Below are 15,733 nucleotides of genomic sequence, written 5' to 3'. Positions count from 1 at the left end.
GCCCCGGGGAGAGGATGGGTGCATGCCGACGCCGAACCCCGCCTTCGTCCCGCCCGCCACGCAGACCTCGCGCCCGGACCTGCAGGGCACGTTCGGCATGGCGGCCGCCACGCACTGGATCGCGACCGCCACCGCGCAGTCGGTGCTCGAACGCGGCGGCAACGCCTTCGACGCAGCCGTCGCGGGGGCGTTCGTCCTGCACGTGGTCGAGCCGCACCTGAACGGCCCGGGCGGCGACCTGACGGCGGTGTTCGCGACCGCGTCGGACCCGACCCCGGTCGTGCTCGTCGGCCAGGGTCCGGCACCGGCCGGTGCGACGCCCGAGCACTACCGCGCCGAGGGCCTCGACCTCGTCCCCGGCTCCGGCGCGCTCGCCGCCACCGTCCCGGGTGCCGTCGACGCGTGGCTGCTGCTGCTCCGCGACCACGGCACGTGGGAGCTCGCAGACGTCCTCGCGCCGGCGATCGCGTACGCCCGTGACGGCCACCCGGTCGCAGCCGGGGTGGTCCGGACGATCACCGCCGTGCAGGGCTTGTTCCGTGACCACTGGCCCACGTCCGCCACGCAGTGGCTGCCAGGAGGCACGGTGCCGGTCCCCGGGGACATGGTGCGCAACGAGGCGCTGGCCGCAGTGCTCGACCGGCTCCTCGACGCCGGTGACGGCTCCGGCAGCCGGACCGCCCGCATCGACGCCGCGCGGAGCGAGTGGGCCGAGGGCTTCGTCGCCGAGGCCATCGACCGCTTCGTGCGGGAGCCGCACCGACACGCGTCGGGCACCGACCACGCCGGGGTCGTCCGAGCGTCGGACCTGGCGGCGTTCCGGGCGTCGTACGAGCCCGCGGCGACGGCGGAGTTCCGCGGCTGCACGATCGCGAAGACCGGGCCGTGGGGCCAGGGTCCGGCACTCCTGCAGACCCTGCGGCTGCTCGAACCGCTCGACGACGCACTGCTCGACCCTTCGACGTCGGTCGGCGCACACACCATCGTCGAGGCGCAGAAGCTCGCCATGGCCGACCGCGAGGCGTTCTACGGCGACGGCGACGTCCCGCTCGACGTGCTGCTCTCCGACGCGTACACGGACGAGCGGCGTGCGCTGATCGGCGAGCGGGCCTCGGCCGAGCTGCGACCGGGCACGATCGCGGGCACCGAGCGGGCGATGCCGCCGGCCCGGACGTCGTACTCCGCTGGCGACGGCGCTGGTCTCGGCGAACCCACGGTGCAGGTCGCTCCGGTCGCTCCGGTCGAGGACCGCGGCGAGCCGTTCGTGGCCCCGGACGGCGAGACCCGGGGCGACACCTGCCACATCGACGTCGTGGACCGCTGGGGCAACATCGTCAGCGCGACGCCGTCCGGCGGCTGGCTGCAGTCGTCGCCGACGATCCCGGAGCTCGGGTTCTGCCTGGGCACCCGGCTGCAGATGACCTGGCTCGAACCGGGCACGGCGTCGACGCTCCGCCCCGGCGAGCGCCCGCGAACGACCCTGACGCCGACCCTGGTGCTGCGTGACGGCGTCCCCGTGGCCGCGGTCGGTTCACCCGGCGGCGACCAGCAGGACCAGTGGCAGCTGCTGTTCCTGCTGCGGTGGATCGTCGGCGGGTACACCCCGCAGCAGGCGATCGACGCCCCGGCGTTGCACACGACGTCGTTCCCGGGGTCGTTCTGGCCGCGCACGTGGGAGCCGGCGGGGCTCGTGGTCGAGGACCGGCTCGGCGACGACGTCATCGCGGAACTCGAGGCACGCGGTCACGTCGTCACCCGCGCCGGCGGCTGGAGCCTCGGACGGCTGACGTGCGTGACGCGGGACCCGGCGACTGGCGTGCTCGGCGCCGCCGCGAACCCACGCGGTGCCCAGGGCTACGCCGCAGGCCGCTGACCCGGGGTCGTTCCTTCCCATAACACCCGCGCTGGAAAGCGGGATCGGGCGTACCCGGTCAGAACTTCCGACCAGGTACGCCCGATTCGACCAGCTACGCCGCGAGGCGCCCCGGCGTCAGAGCGTCGGGACGACGACCGCGCGACCCGACAGCTCGCCGGCCTCGAGCTTCCGGTAGGCCTCGAGAGCGTCCGACAGCGCGTACCGCTCCACGTCGGGGACGATCTGCCCGGCGCGGTACATGGCGACGACCTCGTGCAGGTCCTCGATCGTGCCCCAGTAGGTGTTCGTGATCGTCGACTCGTACGGCGTCGCGAAGAAGTTCCACTCGGTGGTGCCGCCGGCGATCCCGACGACGGTGAACCGGCCGCCGACCGCCATGGACGCCTGAGCGACCTTGATCGTGGGCGTCGCTCCGACGAAGTCGAACGCGGCATCGACGCCGCGGCCGCCGGTGATCTCGCGGATCGCAGCGGCCTGGTCCGGCCCGCCGGGCACCGTGATCACGCCACGGGCGGCAGCGCGGTCCATGGCGTCCTGCTTCATGTCGGTCGCGATCACCGTGGCGCCGGTGAGCGCGGTGAGGATCTGCACGGCGATCTGCCCGAGGCCGCCCAGACCGACGACCAGCGCGTACTTGCCCCCGCCTGCCAGGTTCGGCAGCGCGTTCTTGATCGCGTGGTACGGCGTGAGTGCGGCGTCGCTGAGCGGTGCGGCGGCGATCGGGTCGGCGTCGCCGAGCGGCACGAGGTTGCGAGCGGGCACGCTGACGTACTCCGCCATGCCGCCGTCGCGCCCGAGACCGATGCCCATGTAGGGGTTCGTCGCGGCGTTCTCGCAGTAGGTGTCCTGCCCCTTCGAGCAGTACGAGCAGTGCCCGCAGCCGACCGGCCCGTAGACCAGGTAGGCGTCGCCCTCGGTGAACCCGGTCACGCCGTCGCCGACGGACTCGACCCAGCCGGAGTTCTCGTGCCCGAGGACGAACGGGGGCTGCTGCGACCCCGGAGCACCGGCGGCGAACTCGCGGTACACCGCGACGTCCGAGTGGCACGCGCCGGCACCTGCGACCTTGAGGAGCACCTCCCCCGGACCCGGGGTGGGCTTCGGGACCTCCGTCAGGGACGGGAAGGTCTGGTACTGCTCGAACACGACGGCGCGCATGATGGGTCTCCTTTGAACACCATCACGCTACACCTGTTGTTGTGGGCAACACCTGTCGCTCAGCGTCCCGCGTTCGGTTCTTCCCAAAGCACCCGCGATGGCGCGAAGGATCGGGCGTACCTGGTGGGAAGTTCCGACCAGGTACGCCCGACTTCACCAAGTGCGCGGCCACGTGCGCGCGGAACACCGGCGAACCCTGCGTCTTCGCCGTGAGCCGGTTGCGAGAACGCACGTTCTCCGCTTGACTCGGCTGCGACGGTCCCGCTCGGGTCCGATCCCCCACACGAAAGGAGCGGCCATGCCCACGCGCACCGCACGCACCGCCTGGAACGGCGGCCTCAACGACGGTTCCGGCCAGGTCGAACTCTCCAGCTCGAAGGTCGGCACCTACGACGTCTCGTTCCCGAAGCGCGCCGCTGACGAGGCCGGTGGCAACACCAGCCCCGAGGAGCTCATCGCCGCCGCACACTCGGCCTGCTACGCCATGCAGTTCTCCGCCGTCCTCGGTGAGGCCGGCGGCACGGTCGAGGCCCTCGACGTCAAGGCCGACGTCTCGCTCGGCCCGGACTCGGCTGGCGGCTTCAAGCTCACCGGCATCGCCCTGACCGTGCACGGTGAGGTCACCGGCATCGACGAGGCGACCTTCCTCAAGGCCGCCGAGGACGCCAAGGCGACCTGCCCGGTCAGCAAGGCGCTCACCGGCGTCGAGATCACGCTCGACGCGACGTTCGAGCAGTAGTCGGGTCGCGTCCGAGACGCGACCGACCACCTGACGGGAGGCCCGGTGCCAGCTGGCACCGGGCCTCCCGTCCGCTCTGGTCGCGTCCAGATCGCGACTGGCACCATGGTCGGATGGCCGAGCAGCACTTCCCCGGCGAGCCCAAGCCGGGGCGCCCACACCGGCCACCCCGCCCCCGACGCCGCAGCCTGGCGCAGCACGACCTGCGCGACGCTCGTGCGCGACTGCGTGGCACGATCTACGAGCACGTCGAACCCGATGCCAAGGGTCGCGACCAGTACACCGCCGCCCAGATCGTCGACTTCTGCCTCGACCTGGCCGAGGTGATGCTCGCCTCCGGCGCCGACACCCGCAGCGTCGAGACCGCCGTCGTCGCGGTGTCGACGAAGTGGAACCTGGCACCGCTCGACCTCGACTTCTCCGGCAGCTCGGTGACGATCCAGTACGCGCCGGCCGACATCCCGCCGCTCGTGAAGGTCCGGACAGTGAGTTCCGACGGCTCCGACCTCGACCGACTCGCGCGCGCGAACCAGATCGTGGACGACCTGATCCACGACGAGCGGGACATGACCTCGGGCGTGAGCGCCCTCGTGGCGGTGCTGCGGATGCCGCCGCGCTGGCCCACGTGGCTCGCCGACGTCGGGCTCTCGATCCTGGGGACCTCGATCGCGATGCAGGCCGGTGGTGGGTGGCGAGCGGGCATCGGCGCCTTCGTGCTGATGTTCGGGATCATCCTGTCCGGGCGCTGGCTGACCGGTCGTGGCTACCCGCAGTTCTTCGTGTCCGGGGCGCAGGGAGCGGTCGCGTCGGTGATCGGCACCCTGGCCATCGGTGTGGGCGTCCTGCACCCGGCGGGTGCCGCCACGATGGTGGCGGCCCTGGTGGTGCTGCTCCTGCCGCACGTCTCGCTCGTGACGTGGGCGCAGGACGCGATCTCCGGCTTCCGTGCGATGGCGGTCGCCCGGGCGTTCTACATCGGGCTGGTCATCGCCGCCATCGTCGTGGGGGTGCCCGCGGGGATCGCGATGACGAAGTGGCTGCACCTCGAGGTCGACCCGTCGGGCATCGTCACCCAGGCGCTGCCGTTGTGGGCGTCACTTTCGCTCACGGTGGTGTCGGCCGGGGCGAACTGCTTCGTGCAGCAGGCCAGTGCGCGGGTGATCCCCGTCGCCGTGGTGTTCTCGGTGGCCGCGGGGGCCTCGCTGTGGGGACTGCGGCAGCTCGGCCTGCCGCTGCTCGGCGCGACGTTCCTGGCCGCGGTCCTGCTCGGCGTGCTGTCCACCTACGCAGCGGCGCGGATGCGGACCGCGGTCGCGGCGATCGCGGTGCCGGCGTTCTGCGGAGCGCTGCTGCCCGGTGTCGCCGTGTCGAACGCACTGCTGAACTTCATGTCGGGATCGTCGAGCGCGGCCCTCGACTTCGTGGCCGCGGTCTCCGTGGCGCTCGGGATCGGCGCCGGGCTCGTGCTCGGCGGCCTGTTCGCGACACCTGGTGCGCGCCGGGCGCTCCGGCGGACCCGTCGGGTCGTCGTGCACTCGGTCCACAACGACACCACGGCGCTCCGGGTCATCCGCGACACCGGGTACGACCCCGGTGACGGCTCGGTGCCCCGCGGGTCACGGTCGGCGCCGGACGGACGCTGACGGTGCGGCGCTCCGGACGGACGCTGACGGTGCGGCGCTCCGGACGGGCGCTGCCGGTCCGGCGCTCCGGACGGGCGCTGCCGGTCCGGCGCTCCGGACGGGCGCTGCCGGTCCGGGCTCAGATGTCCCAGCTGCCGTCGTCGCCGTCGCTCCACGTCGCGTGCCGGCGGGCGGCCTGCGGCTCGTAACGCTCCATCCAGCCGCGCTCGAGTCGGGCCACCGCACGGTCGAACGCCGGCACCAGGTCGAGGTCCGTGCGGAGCAGGGCCTGGAGCTGCAGGCCTTCGTACAGCGCGATGAGCTGTTCGGCGCCGCGACGGGGTTCCATGGTGTGCGGGGCGCGGCCGACGGCGATGTCGTGCTCGAGGCCGCGCTTCACCTGGGCGTAGAAGAGCTGGTACCGCGACCGCAGGTAGGTCGCCATCGGGTGCTCGGCGTTGCCCGCGACGGACAGCAGGGCGACGAGCAGGCGCATGAGCGCGGGGTCCTCGGCGTTCGACGCGACGATCGCGCGCAGGAGCTCGACGGTCGAGCCGTCGCCGACCTCGCGGGTGACCTCGTCCATCCGACCGCCGTTCCAGCGGTCGACGGCTGCGAGCACCAGGCCGTCCCAGGACGGGAAGTGCTGTTCGAGCTCCTCGACGGAGATGCCCATCCGCTCGGCGACGTGCACGGCGCGTGCTTCGTGGAACGGGACGTCACGGAGCAGGTCGACGGTGGCCCCCACGATCGTGATCCGGAGGTGAAGTGTCGCCGCTGCGGCGACTGCGGCCTGCGTGTCGGCGCTGGTGTGTTCGAGCATCGTGCCCTCCGTCGTTCCACGGACGTCCTGTCCGAGGTCGCCCCGACCCGGGGCACGTCCATCCAAACGCAGAACGGGGGACAACAGAATCCCCGGTACGGGTGTCAGCACATGGGGGGACACGGACACCGACACCACGCCCAGCGCGTTCGCACGGATCCGTGTGACGATGCCGGGCATGACCCCGAACGACCCCACCGCACAGGGACTCGCGACGATGGCCTCGGCCGGCTTCGAGTTCGGCGGCGACCCGGAGCAGGTCGCGCACGACGTCCGCGCGATGTGGGAACAGCTCGGGCGGCCCGCGGGCGCGTTCGGGGCGGCGGCCCAGGCGATCGCCGTGCTGCCCCAGCGCCCCGAGGTGCCGATCGCCGACCAGGCCCGCCGCCGCGCGTTCGAGCACGCGATCGGCATCAACCCGGTCGAGGTCGAGCTCGCGGCAGCACTGTCGGCGCGGGAGCTCCTCGAGCGGATGGCGCGCGCGGTCACCTGCTGACGTCGCCACGGCCCGCAGACGGGACCACCCGGACGACGGGAGGCGCGGTACCCACCGGCACCGCGCCTCCCGTCAGCCCGCAGCGGCGCCCTACGGCGTCGGCATCCCGCCGTCGACGTGCAGGGTCTCGCCCACGACGTACGACGACTCACCGCTCGCCAGGAACACGTAGGCCGGCGCGAGCTCGGCCGGCTGGCCCCAGCGGCCCAGGTAGGTCTGCTCGCCCGCGGACGGCAGCGCCTCGGGCGGCTGCCCACCAGCCGGCTGCAGCGGCGTCCAGATCGGCCCCGGTGCGACGGCGTTGACGCGGATGCCCTTCGGCGCGAGCTGCGCAGCCAGGCCCTTCGCCAGGTTGTTCACGGTGGCCTTCGTGGCCGCGTAGTGCACCAGGTGCGGCGACGGCGCGTAGGCCTGGATCGACGTCGTGTTGATGATCGTGGAGCCCGGCTGCAGGTGCGGCACGGCGGCCTTTGTGATCCGGAAGGTCGCGTAGGCGTTCGTCTTGAAGGTCTCGTCGAACTCCTCGTCCGAGATGTCCTCGATCGAGGAGACGTTCTGCTGCTTGCCCGCGTTGTTCACCAGGATGTCGATCCCGCCGAGCTGCGCGACGGTGTCGGCGACGATCTGCTCGCAGACCGCGAGCGAGGTGATGTCGCCGGGCAGCGCGACGGCCTTGCGGCCGGCTGCCTCGATGAGCGCGACGATGCGGTCGGCGTCCTCCTGCTCCTCGGGCAGGTAGGAGATCGCGACGTCGGCGCCCTCGCGTGCGTAGGCGATGGCGACCGCTGCGCCGATGCCGGAGTCGCCACCGGTGACGAGGGCCTTGCGGCCCGTCAGCCGTCCGGAGCCGCGGTAGGTGTCCTCGCCGTGGTCGGCGGGGACGTTCTCCGCCATCTCGGCGTCCGTGCCGGCGCCCTCGAGGTACTGCTCGTCCGGCTTCTTGTCGGCGTACATCTTCGTCGGGTCCTGCATGGCGTATTGGTCGAGCCCTGCCTGGTCGTTCTGCTGGTCCGTCATGCCGCCGACGGTACGCAGGGGCGCACCACGGGCCGTCCAGGAGGCTGTCCCCCGGCGCGCGGTGCGGCCAGCGTCCGCCGGCCGCACCGGTCCAGGGCCGCAACTGCGTCTTCCTCGTTTGTCACGGTCCGGTGACGGCCAGGACCCGATTCGGTAACACCTGTCGTTCTGGACGGATCAGGGTCGTACCGTCGAACGGTGACCCCTCGGACCCTGCTGGCGCTCGGCGCTGCCGTGCTCGCCTTCTCGGCCGGTGCGCTGGCGCTCGACGGCACCACCGGGCTCGGTGCGGACACCGCCGTGGCGGCGGAGACGTCGCACGACGCCGCTCCGGTGCACGTGTCGAACGCGAAGCTGCGGCGGGTCGACTCCATCGAGCTCGACGCCGAGTCCCTGGTGCTCCGCAACGGTGGGAAGACCGTCGTCGAGTCGTCGATGCGCGACTCCCGGTTGACCGTGAGCCTGCTCGACCGCCTGCTCGGCACCCCGTCGCGCACCCAGACCGCCGAGGGCGACGGCGGCGCGTGCTTCCCGGCCGGCACCACCTACACGTGGGGCGGCGCCATCCGGGTCGCGGCCCTGACCACCGATGCGCAGGCGGGCAACGCCGTCGAGGTCCGTGTGCTGCGCGACCAGGTCCGCAGCCGGCTCGGTGCACGGATCGAGCTGACCGGCCCCGGCGGCGTCCAGGTCGGCGACGACATCGCCGACGAGATCGCGGACGCCCCGCGTTCCGAACGGGTGTCCTTCGGCTCGGACGACTTCCGCGCGTGGCAGTTGCTGCTGCGCGCAGGCTGGGGCTCCTCCGACGACCAGGACTCCTCCGGCACGAACGGCGTCTCGGCCCTGACGGACGACACCACGGTCACGGTGCTCGGCTCCCCGATGCCCGTGCACGCCCAGCGGAGCTGCTGACTCACACGCGGATCGTCGCGATCACCGGGAAGTGATCGCTCGCGAACCACGTCTCCGGCCCGTCGTGGTCGATGACGACCCTTTCGACGCCGGCGACCCCGCGGGTCAGCACCCAGTCGATGCGCTCCCCGGTGTCCACCGGCGGCTGCCAGTCGTTGAACGTCGCCGTCCGGTCCCCCGGGTCGCCCGCGAGCAGCCAGGTGTCGTCGAACCCGGCGTCGGCGAAGACCCGTGACGCGGTTCCGGCGCCGGCCGGCTCGTTGTAGTCCCCGGCGACGATGACCGGACCGGTCTCCCGCGCGAGCCGTTCGACGATGAGCGCCGCGCTCTTCCCGCGCACCTCGTCGCCGTGCTCGCCGAGTTCGTGGTCCAGGTGCGTGGTGAGCACCGTGACCGCCGGCCCGTCGGTGTCCAGGAACACGGCGTGGTTCGCGATGCGGGGGAACAGGCTGCCCCACGTGTTCGAGACCGGTTCGTCCGGGGTGTCCGACAGCCAGAACGACCCCTCGTCGGTCGGTCGGAACCGGTCGCGTCGGTAGAAGACCGCCGGGTGTTCCCCCGCGGTGCCGCCCTCACGCCCCTGTCCGACGTCGGCGTGGTCCGGCAGCCCGGCGCGCAGGTCGTCGAGCTGGTGCGCGAAGGCCTCCTGCACGCACACCAGGTCGGGGTCGTGCCGGCGGATGACGTCGAGGAGCACGGGGAGCCGGGCAGGCCAGTCGTGCTCCGGATCCGGGTTCTTGATGTTGTAGGTCATCAGGACGATCGGACGCGTTGCGCTGCTCACCCCTCGAACCTAGCGACCCGGTCCGGCCACGGCCTCAGTTGATGCAGGTGCCCTCGGTGCCGTAGTTGTGCACGTCGGTGGACTTCGGCGCGGGTTCCTTGGACGCCTGCTTGCTCGGCTTCGACCCGGAACCGGTGCTCGCGGGCTTCGACGCGGTCGCGCTCGGCTCGCTGGCGGCCTTCGCGGTCTTGCCGTCGGTGCCGAGCACGAGCGTGACGCCGGTGACGGCGCTGGTGCGCACCGGGACGGCACCGGGCACGGCTGCCGCGATCGCCTTCGCCTGGGACTCCTGGCCGGCGGGGTACTGCACCTGCGTGGCCTTGGTGGTGTCCGAGGAACCGGCCGGTGCGACCTGGAACCCGCGGCTCGTCAGGACCTGCCCTGCTGCGGTCGCGGCACCCTCGACTCCGCTGCCGTTCAGCACGGTGACCGAGGTGTTGGCCGGCTGGGCGCGACCGGCCTTGGCGTAGGCCTCCGGTTCGCCGACCAGGCCCTGCACGAAGGCGGGCAGCCCGACGGTGTCGACCTCGACGATGGACAGCGCCGAACCGTTCACGTAGATCGTCGGCGTGCCGAGGGTCGGGATCGTGGCCGACTGGATGTTCGCGGGGCGCAGGTTCCGCATCTGCGAGGCGAGGTCGATCAGGTTGGTGTCGGTCTGGATCGATCCGCCGACGGCCTTGAGGATGTTGCCCATCTTGACCGGGTTCAGCAGCGTGCCGGCGGAGGTGACCTTCCGGGCCTCCTGCGACAGGAAGTACTGCTGGCGGACGTTGCGGTCCAGGTCGCCGTTCGGCAGGCCGTGGCGCTGCCGCACGAAGGACAGCGCCTCCTTCGCGTTCAGCGAGGACTTGCCGGCCGGCAGGTCGACGCCGGAGTACGGGTCGTTGGTCGCCTGGTTCAGGCAGACCTCGACCGGGCCGAGCTCCTTGACCACCTGGTAGAAGCCGAGCAGCGAGACGCGCACGTAGTGGTCGATCTGCAGGCCACTCAGGTTCTCGATGGTCTTGATGAGCATCTTCGCACCACCGGTGTCGCCGCCACCGTTGAGCGTGCCGTAGTAGAAGGCGCTGTTGAGCTTGCCCTTGCCCACGTCCGGGATGTCGACGTACGAGTCACGGGGGAACGAGATCATCGTCGCCTGCGTGCCGTCGGCGTTGATGTGCAGGACGATCATCGTGTCGGTGTTCGTCGCACCGCCGTCCGACGTCGTGCTGAGTTCCGCCATCTGCTCGGGGGTGGCGTTGTCCGGCCGGTGGTCGTCGCCGACGAGCAGGATGTTCTGCGCCTTGCCGTCGACGTCGTCCTTCGTGTCCTTCTTGCCGGTGATCGCGTTGACGATCGTGACCCCGCCGGACAGCTGGTTGTACGCGTACGCCGCGTAGCCACCGCTCAGCACGACGGCCATGGTGAGCACACCCGCGATCGCCGGGAACACCACACCCGCTCGTCGCTTCTGGCGCCCGTGGCGCGGCGTCACGGCACCGCGGCGCGCGGGCTCCGTCGTCTGCTCGGGTTCGTTGCTCACCGGGAAACCATAACCGGAGCGCGCGCAGGGGACATGGAATCCGCCTGGAAGGTCACTCCACAGCCCCTGCGACCGGCCCGCGCCCGACTCACTCGGCGACGAGTCCCTGCTTGTTCGTCTCGCGCGCCCGGAGTACCGTCACGCCGGTGATCGCGGCGGCGGCCATCACGTAGAAGGCCGGCGCGAACGTGTTGCCCGTCGCGCTGATCAGCCACGTGGCGAAGTACGGGGTGATGCCGCCGAAGAGCGCCACGCTGATGTTGTAGGCGATGCCCATCGACCCGTAACGGATGGCGGTCGGGAACAGTTCGGCCATCGCGGCGCTCACCGCCCCGTCGAACGCGGCCATGAACAGCCCGAGCAGCACCATCGCGGCTGCGGCGGCCCAGAAGTTGCCGGCGTCCATGAGCATGAGCGTCGGGTAGGTCAGCACCAGGAACCCCGCGCACCCGGCGAGCATCACGGGCTTCCGGCCGATCTTGTCCGACAGCAGCCCGAAGAACGGGACGAGGCCGGCGATCACCAGGAAGCCGATGACGACGACCCCGTACGAGACGAGCGGCGAGTACCCGAGGTCCGCCTGCAGGTACGAGGGCATGAAGGTCTGCAGGATCCAGTGACCGACGGCCTTGAGGACGACGAACCCGACGCAGAAGAGCAGGGCCTTCCACCCGGTCCGGAGCGAGCGGCGGAGCGGGTTCTTCGCGAGTTCCCCCTTGGCCTTGAGCGCGCGGAACTCCGGGGTGTCCTCGAGCTTCGTGCGCAGGTACAACCCGACCAGACCGAGCGGCACCGCCACGAGGAACAGGACACGCCACCCCCACGACTCGAGGGCCCCGTCGCCGGCGATCGCCGTGAACAGGAAGACCAGGCCACCACCGACGATGAACGCCGCGAAGCCGAAGACGTCGATGAAGCTCGTCACGAAGCCGCGCCGGTTCGACGGGGCGTACTCGGCCAGGAGCGTCGTCGCCCCGGCACCCTCGCCACCGGCGGCGAAGCCCTGCACCAGCCGCACCACGACGAGCAGGATCGGTGCGAGCATCCCGACGCTCTGGTACGTCGGCAGGATGCCCATCACGGCGGTCGCGCCGCTCGTGATCAGGATGACCGTGGCCAGTGTGGTCTTCCGGCCGACCCGGTCACCGAGCGACCCCCAGAACAGCCCGCCGAGCGGACGCATCACGAAGCCGGCACCGAACACGGCGAAGGCCGACAGCAGTGCGACCTGCGGGTCGCCCTGCTTGAAGAAGTACAGCGAGATGACGGTCGCCAACGTGCCGTAGAGGCCGAAGTCGAACCACTCGACGAAGTGTCCGACGCCGGCGGCGACGATCACCTTCCGCATGCCCTGGCGGCGTGCGTCGTCGCCCAGGGCCACCTGGACGTCGGGGGCGGTGGCGGCATCGACGCTGGGTTGCGTCCGGGTTCCGTCGCTCATGGGTGGGGCCTCACACTTCGTTGTCGAGAATTCGTTGACGATAGCACTCGCCGGGCACACATTGCCACACAGTGGGAAAGACACGCCACCGAGTGATACCGTTCCGACCATGCAATCCCGTGAACAGCACCACGACGTCGTGGTCGTCGGCGGCGGTCTCGCCGGTGTCAGCGCGGCCGTCGCCGCAGCCCGCCTCGGCTCGAGCGTCGCCCTCGTCACCAACCGGCCGGTCCTCGGCGGCAACGCCTCGAGCGAGATCCGGGTGTGGGTGGTCGGCGCGACGGCGCACGGCACGCAGCGGTTCGCCCGCGAGACCGGGATCATGGGCGAGCTCTTCCTCGAGAACCAGTACCGGAACCCGCAGGGCAACGCGGTCTACTGGGACCAGGTCGTGCTCGACCTGGTCCGGGCCGAGCCGAACGTGCACCTGCACCTCAACACCGACGTCCGGACCGTGCAGACCACGGACGACGACAGCGGCGCACCACGCATCACCGCCGTCACGGGGTGGACCATGGGGTCCGAGATCGAGACGACGTTCACCGCACCGGTGTTCCTCGACTGCACGGGCGACGGCCTCGTCGGGGCTCTCGCCGGCGCCGAGTACCGCATCGGGCGCGAGGGCCGCGACGAGCACGGAGAGGAGTGGGCGCCGGAAACGGCCGACGACGAACTGCTCGGCAGTTCGATCTTCTTCTCGACGCACGACACCGGCCGCCCCGAGAAGTTCGTGCCGCCGTCGATCGCGAAGGACCTCGGCACGACGCCGATCCTGGCGAACCGGGCGATCCGGACCGGCGACAACGGCTGCAACTACTGGTGGATCGAGTGGGGCGGCGAACTCGACACCGTCGCCGAGAACGAACGCATCCGCGACGAGCTCTGGGGCGTCGTCTACGGCATCTGGGACCACATCAAGAACTCGGGGGCGTTCGACGCGGACACCCTGACGCTCGACTGGGTGGGCGCGATCCCCGGCAAGCGCGAGTACCGCCGGTTCGTCGGCGACCACACCCTGACGCAGCAGGACCTGCTCGAGCAGCGCTCGTTCCCCGACACGGTGGCGTTCGGCGGCTGGTCGATCGACCTGCACCCCGTCGAGGGCGTCTACGCCGAGACCGCCGGCGCCCAGCAGCGGTACACCGACGGCACCTACGACATCCCGTTCCGGTCGCTGTACTCGGCGAACGTGTCGAACCTGCTGTTCGCCGGCCGCGACATCTCCGCGTCGCACGTCGCGTTCGGGTCCACCCGGGTGATGGCCACCTGCGCGGCCCAGGGGCAGGCAGCCGGCACCGCCGCGCACCTGGTCGCCCGGCACGGCACGACGCCACGGTCCCTCGGCACCGAGCAGATCGCCCTGCTGCAGCAGACCCTGCTGCGCGAGGACGCACCGGTCATCGGGGTCCGCGCCGACGACCCCGCCGACCTGGCCCGCACCGCCCGCATCACCGCGAGCAGCGAGCTGACCACGATCGACACGACGCCGTTCGCGACCGCCGACCGCTTCGACCTGGATCGCGACGTCGCGATCCTCCTGCCCGCCGACCCCGCGCTCGGCGAGTTCCGGCTCCGCACCGAGGCGGACGACGACACCGACCTCACCATCGAGCTCTGGACCACCGGCAAGCCCCAGAACTACGCCCCGATCGACCACGTCAGCACGCACTCCGCACACGTCGCCGCCGGACCGGGCGAAGCGGTCGTCGATCTGGACTTCCACCCGGACGCACCGTGCAACGCGGTCGCCGTGGTCCGTCGGCAGCCCGGCGTCCGCCTGGTGCTGACCGACGGCCACCCCTACGGCGTGATGGCCCTGCGCGCCCGCGCCGCCGACGACGAGCAGTTCGACGACCACATCCCCGAGGAGTCCGGACAGCCCGTGACGGACTGGGAGGCGCGCGCCCTGCGCGGACACGCGTTCGCGTTCACCGCAGCCGGCGAGACGGACGCGTGGCGGGCCTCCCGGGTCAGCGACGGTCACCAGCGCCCGTTCGGCGGACCGCACATGTGGTCGTCCGATGCGGGTGCCGGCGCAGCCGTGCTCTCGCTCGACTGGCCGGAGCCCGTCGACGTCCGCCAGGTGCGCATCGTCTGGAACGACGACGTCGACGCCGACCTCATCAACCTGCACCACCACCGCACCCCCTGGGACGCCGTGCCCACACTCGCCCGCGACTACCGGATCGAGGCGTGCGTCGACGGGACCTGGCGGACGCTCGCCGCGGTCGACGCGAACCGGCACCGCCACCGCATCCACGACGTCGATCCGGTGCGCACGGCGGCCCTGCGGGTCGTCGTGACCGCGACGAACGGATCCCCGTTCGTCACCGCGAGCGCCGTGAAGGTCTCCTGACGCGCGCCGGGACGGGCCAGAATGAGGGGATGGCGACCACCCCTCCGAACCAGAGCATCGAGCGAGCCGCAGCGGTCCTCGGTGCGCTCGGCGCGTCCGACGGCGCGGTGCGCGCCTCCGACATCGCGCGGGCGATCGGGCTGGGGACCTCGACCACCGGGCGGCTCCTGGCGACGCTCGAGTCGCTCGAGTACGTCCGACGCGACCCGGAGACCCAGGCGTACTCGGTCGGTCGGGCCGTGCTCGAGCTCGCCAGCCAGGGGCTCAACCACAACCCGGTGCACCGCGAGAGCCGCTCGGCGGCGCAGGAACTCGCGCACCGCGTCGGGCTGACCGCCAACGTCGGCGTGCAGGACGCCGCGTCGTGCATCTACCTCTGCCACTTCGAGGGGTCGCTCGCGCCGAAGTCGCACACGATGATCGGGATGCGGCAGCCGATGCACGCGTCCGCACTCGGCAAGGCGCTGATGCTCGACCTGTCGCCGGACGAGCGACGCTCGCTGCTCGGGGACGACCTGGCCCGGTACACCGACCACACGATCACGACGCACGACGCCCTGACGGCCGATCTCGCCGCCTCGGCGAAGCGCGGCTGGTGCGAGGAGAACCAGGAGCTCGCGCTCGGCCGGTTCTGCATCGCGGCACCGATCCGCAACGCCTCGGGGCGGATCGCGGCGGCGCTGTCGATCTCGGGGCGCCTGACGCAGCTGCGTGACCGCGACCTGGACTCCCTCGCCGAGGACCTCATCGAGGTCGCCGACCGCATCAGCGTCGGCCTCGGGATGATCAGCGCCGTCGCGCACTGACGCGGGCGTCGCGGAGCGCCGCCCGCCGGCCCGCCGCCCGCCGGGACGGGATTCCCGCGAAAGCGACAGTCTGCCGCCTTGGGTTCAAGGGGTGGTTGCAACACCTTGAGTGGTGAGGTGTTGGTGTGGGTCGTTGGCACACGCGTGAGGACAAGCGACGGTTCTGGGCTGC

At 71.6% G+C, this 15,733-nt stretch carries 13 protein-coding genes; 7 read left to right on the top strand and 6 right to left on the bottom strand.

Annotated elements, in window-relative coordinates; genetic code table 11:
* Positions 1–22: 22 nt before the first annotated feature.
* Positions 23–1,873 (top strand): gamma-glutamyltransferase family protein, encoded by a 1,851-nt coding sequence (locus EDF53_RS18205; protein ID WP_123294861.1) that lies wholly within the window; start codon positions 23–25, stop codon positions 1,871–1,873.
* A gap of 117 nt (positions 1,874–1,990) precedes the next feature.
* Here the strand turns inward: EDF53_RS18205 and EDF53_RS18200 are convergent, their stop codons facing one another.
* Positions 1,991–3,034: an NAD(P)-dependent alcohol dehydrogenase gene (locus EDF53_RS18200; protein ID WP_123294860.1), complete on the bottom strand. Its 1,044-nt coding sequence runs from the start codon at positions 3,032–3,034 to the stop codon at positions 1,991–1,993.
* A gap of 298 nt (positions 3,035–3,332) precedes the next feature.
* Here EDF53_RS18200 and EDF53_RS18195 point away from each other — a divergent pair, with 298 nt between their 5' ends.
* Both EDF53_RS18195 and EDF53_RS18190 read left to right on the top strand, forming a co-directional pair.
* The gene (locus tag EDF53_RS18195; protein ID WP_123294859.1) at positions 3,333–3,773 is read left to right on the top strand and encodes an OsmC family protein; all 441 of its coding nucleotides are present in this window, start codon (positions 3,333–3,335) and stop codon (positions 3,771–3,773) included.
* 113 nt (positions 3,774–3,886) lie between these two features.
* Positions 3,887–5,416: a threonine/serine exporter ThrE family protein gene (locus tag EDF53_RS18190; RefSeq protein ID WP_123294858.1), complete on the top strand. Its 1,530-nt coding sequence runs from the start codon at positions 3,887–3,889 to the stop codon at positions 5,414–5,416.
* Between the two features lie 118 nt (positions 5,417–5,534).
* On the opposite strand, the gene EDF53_RS18185 is transcribed toward EDF53_RS18190, so the two are convergent.
* Positions 5,535–6,218, bottom strand: a complete 684-nt coding sequence (locus tag EDF53_RS18185; RefSeq protein WP_123294857.1) for a TetR/AcrR family transcriptional regulator — start codon at positions 6,216–6,218, stop codon at positions 5,535–5,537.
* 178 nt (positions 6,219–6,396) lie between these two features.
* On the opposite strand from EDF53_RS18185, the gene EDF53_RS18180 reads away from it, so the two are divergent.
* Positions 6,397–6,714: a hypothetical protein gene (locus EDF53_RS18180; RefSeq protein WP_123937293.1), complete on the top strand. Its 318-nt coding sequence runs from the start codon at positions 6,397–6,399 to the stop codon at positions 6,712–6,714.
* A 90-nt stretch (positions 6,715–6,804) separates the two neighbouring features.
* Here EDF53_RS18180 and EDF53_RS18175 read toward each other — a convergent pair whose 3' ends face one another.
* The gene (locus EDF53_RS18175; RefSeq protein ID WP_123294855.1) at positions 6,805–7,731 is read right to left on the bottom strand and encodes an SDR family oxidoreductase; all 927 of its coding nucleotides are present in this window, start codon (positions 7,729–7,731) and stop codon (positions 6,805–6,807) included.
* A 198-nt stretch (positions 7,732–7,929) separates the two neighbouring features.
* On the opposite strand from EDF53_RS18175, the gene EDF53_RS18170 reads away from it, so the two are divergent.
* The gene (locus EDF53_RS18170) at positions 7,930–8,646 is read left to right on the top strand and encodes a hypothetical protein (protein WP_123294854.1); all 717 of its coding nucleotides are present in this window, start codon (positions 7,930–7,932) and stop codon (positions 8,644–8,646) included.
* Between the two features lies 1 nt (position 8,647).
* Here the strand turns inward: EDF53_RS18170 and EDF53_RS18165 are convergent, their stop codons facing one another.
* The 3 genes from EDF53_RS18165 to EDF53_RS18155 form a co-directional block, all read right to left on the bottom strand.
* Positions 8,648–9,430: an endonuclease/exonuclease/phosphatase family protein gene (locus tag EDF53_RS18165; protein WP_123294853.1), complete on the bottom strand. Its 783-nt coding sequence runs from the start codon at positions 9,428–9,430 to the stop codon at positions 8,648–8,650.
* Between the two features lie 34 nt (positions 9,431–9,464).
* Positions 9,465–10,958 carry an LCP family protein gene (locus EDF53_RS18160; protein WP_123294852.1) on the bottom strand — a complete coding sequence of 498 codons (1,494 nt, stop codon included), beginning with the start codon at positions 10,956–10,958 and terminating at the stop codon, positions 9,465–9,467.
* 88 nt (positions 10,959–11,046) lie between these two features.
* A complete protein-coding gene (locus EDF53_RS18155; protein WP_123294851.1) occupies positions 11,047–12,399 on the bottom strand; it encodes an MFS transporter in 1,353 nt (450 codons plus the stop codon).
* A 109-nt stretch (positions 12,400–12,508) separates the two neighbouring features.
* On the opposite strand from EDF53_RS18155, the gene EDF53_RS18150 reads away from it, so the two are divergent.
* Both EDF53_RS18150 and EDF53_RS18145 read left to right on the top strand, forming a co-directional pair.
* Positions 12,509–14,755, top strand: coding sequence for an FAD-dependent oxidoreductase (locus EDF53_RS18150; protein WP_123294850.1), 2,247 nt, complete (start codon positions 12,509–12,511; stop codon positions 14,753–14,755).
* Positions 14,756–14,784: 29 nt separating this feature from the next.
* Positions 14,785–15,561, top strand: coding sequence for an IclR family transcriptional regulator (locus EDF53_RS18145; protein ID WP_123294849.1), 777 nt, complete (start codon positions 14,785–14,787; stop codon positions 15,559–15,561).
* Positions 15,562–15,733: the final 172 nt, after the last annotated feature.

The sequence above is a fragment of the Curtobacterium sp. PhB78 genome (genome assembly GCF_003751685.1).
Taxonomy (GTDB): domain Bacteria; phylum Actinomycetota; class Actinomycetes; order Actinomycetales; family Microbacteriaceae; genus Curtobacterium.
This window is presented reverse-complemented; position numbering and strand designations above follow the sequence as displayed.

Excerpts from the sequence above, each read along its gene's own strand:
- EDF53_RS18175 (WP_123294855.1), bottom strand. The coding sequence starts at position 7,731 with ATGACGGACCAGCAGAACGACCAGGCAGGGCTCGACCAATACGCCATG.
- EDF53_RS18155 (WP_123294851.1), bottom strand. The coding sequence starts at position 12,399 with ATGAGCGACGGAACCCGGACGCAACCCAGCGTCGATGCCGCCACCGCC.
- EDF53_RS18190 (WP_123294858.1), top strand. The coding sequence starts at position 3,887 with ATGGCCGAGCAGCACTTCCCCGGCGAGCCCAAGCCGGGGCGCCCACAC.
- EDF53_RS18150 (WP_123294850.1), top strand. The coding sequence starts at position 12,509 with ATGCAATCCCGTGAACAGCACCACGACGTCGTGGTCGTCGGCGGCGGT.
- EDF53_RS18180 (WP_123937293.1), top strand. The coding sequence starts at position 6,397 with ATGACCCCGAACGACCCCACCGCACAGGGACTCGCGACGATGGCCTCG.
- EDF53_RS18195 (WP_123294859.1), top strand. The coding sequence starts at position 3,333 with ATGCCCACGCGCACCGCACGCACCGCCTGGAACGGCGGCCTCAACGAC.
- EDF53_RS18200 (WP_123294860.1), bottom strand. The coding sequence starts at position 3,034 with ATGCGCGCCGTCGTGTTCGAGCAGTACCAGACCTTCCCGTCCCTGACG.
- EDF53_RS18185 (WP_123294857.1), bottom strand. The coding sequence starts at position 6,218 with ATGCTCGAACACACCAGCGCCGACACGCAGGCCGCAGTCGCCGCAGCG.
- EDF53_RS18145 (WP_123294849.1), top strand. The coding sequence starts at position 14,785 with ATGGCGACCACCCCTCCGAACCAGAGCATCGAGCGAGCCGCAGCGGTC.
- EDF53_RS18205 (WP_123294861.1), top strand. The coding sequence starts at position 23 with ATGCCGACGCCGAACCCCGCCTTCGTCCCGCCCGCCACGCAGACCTCG.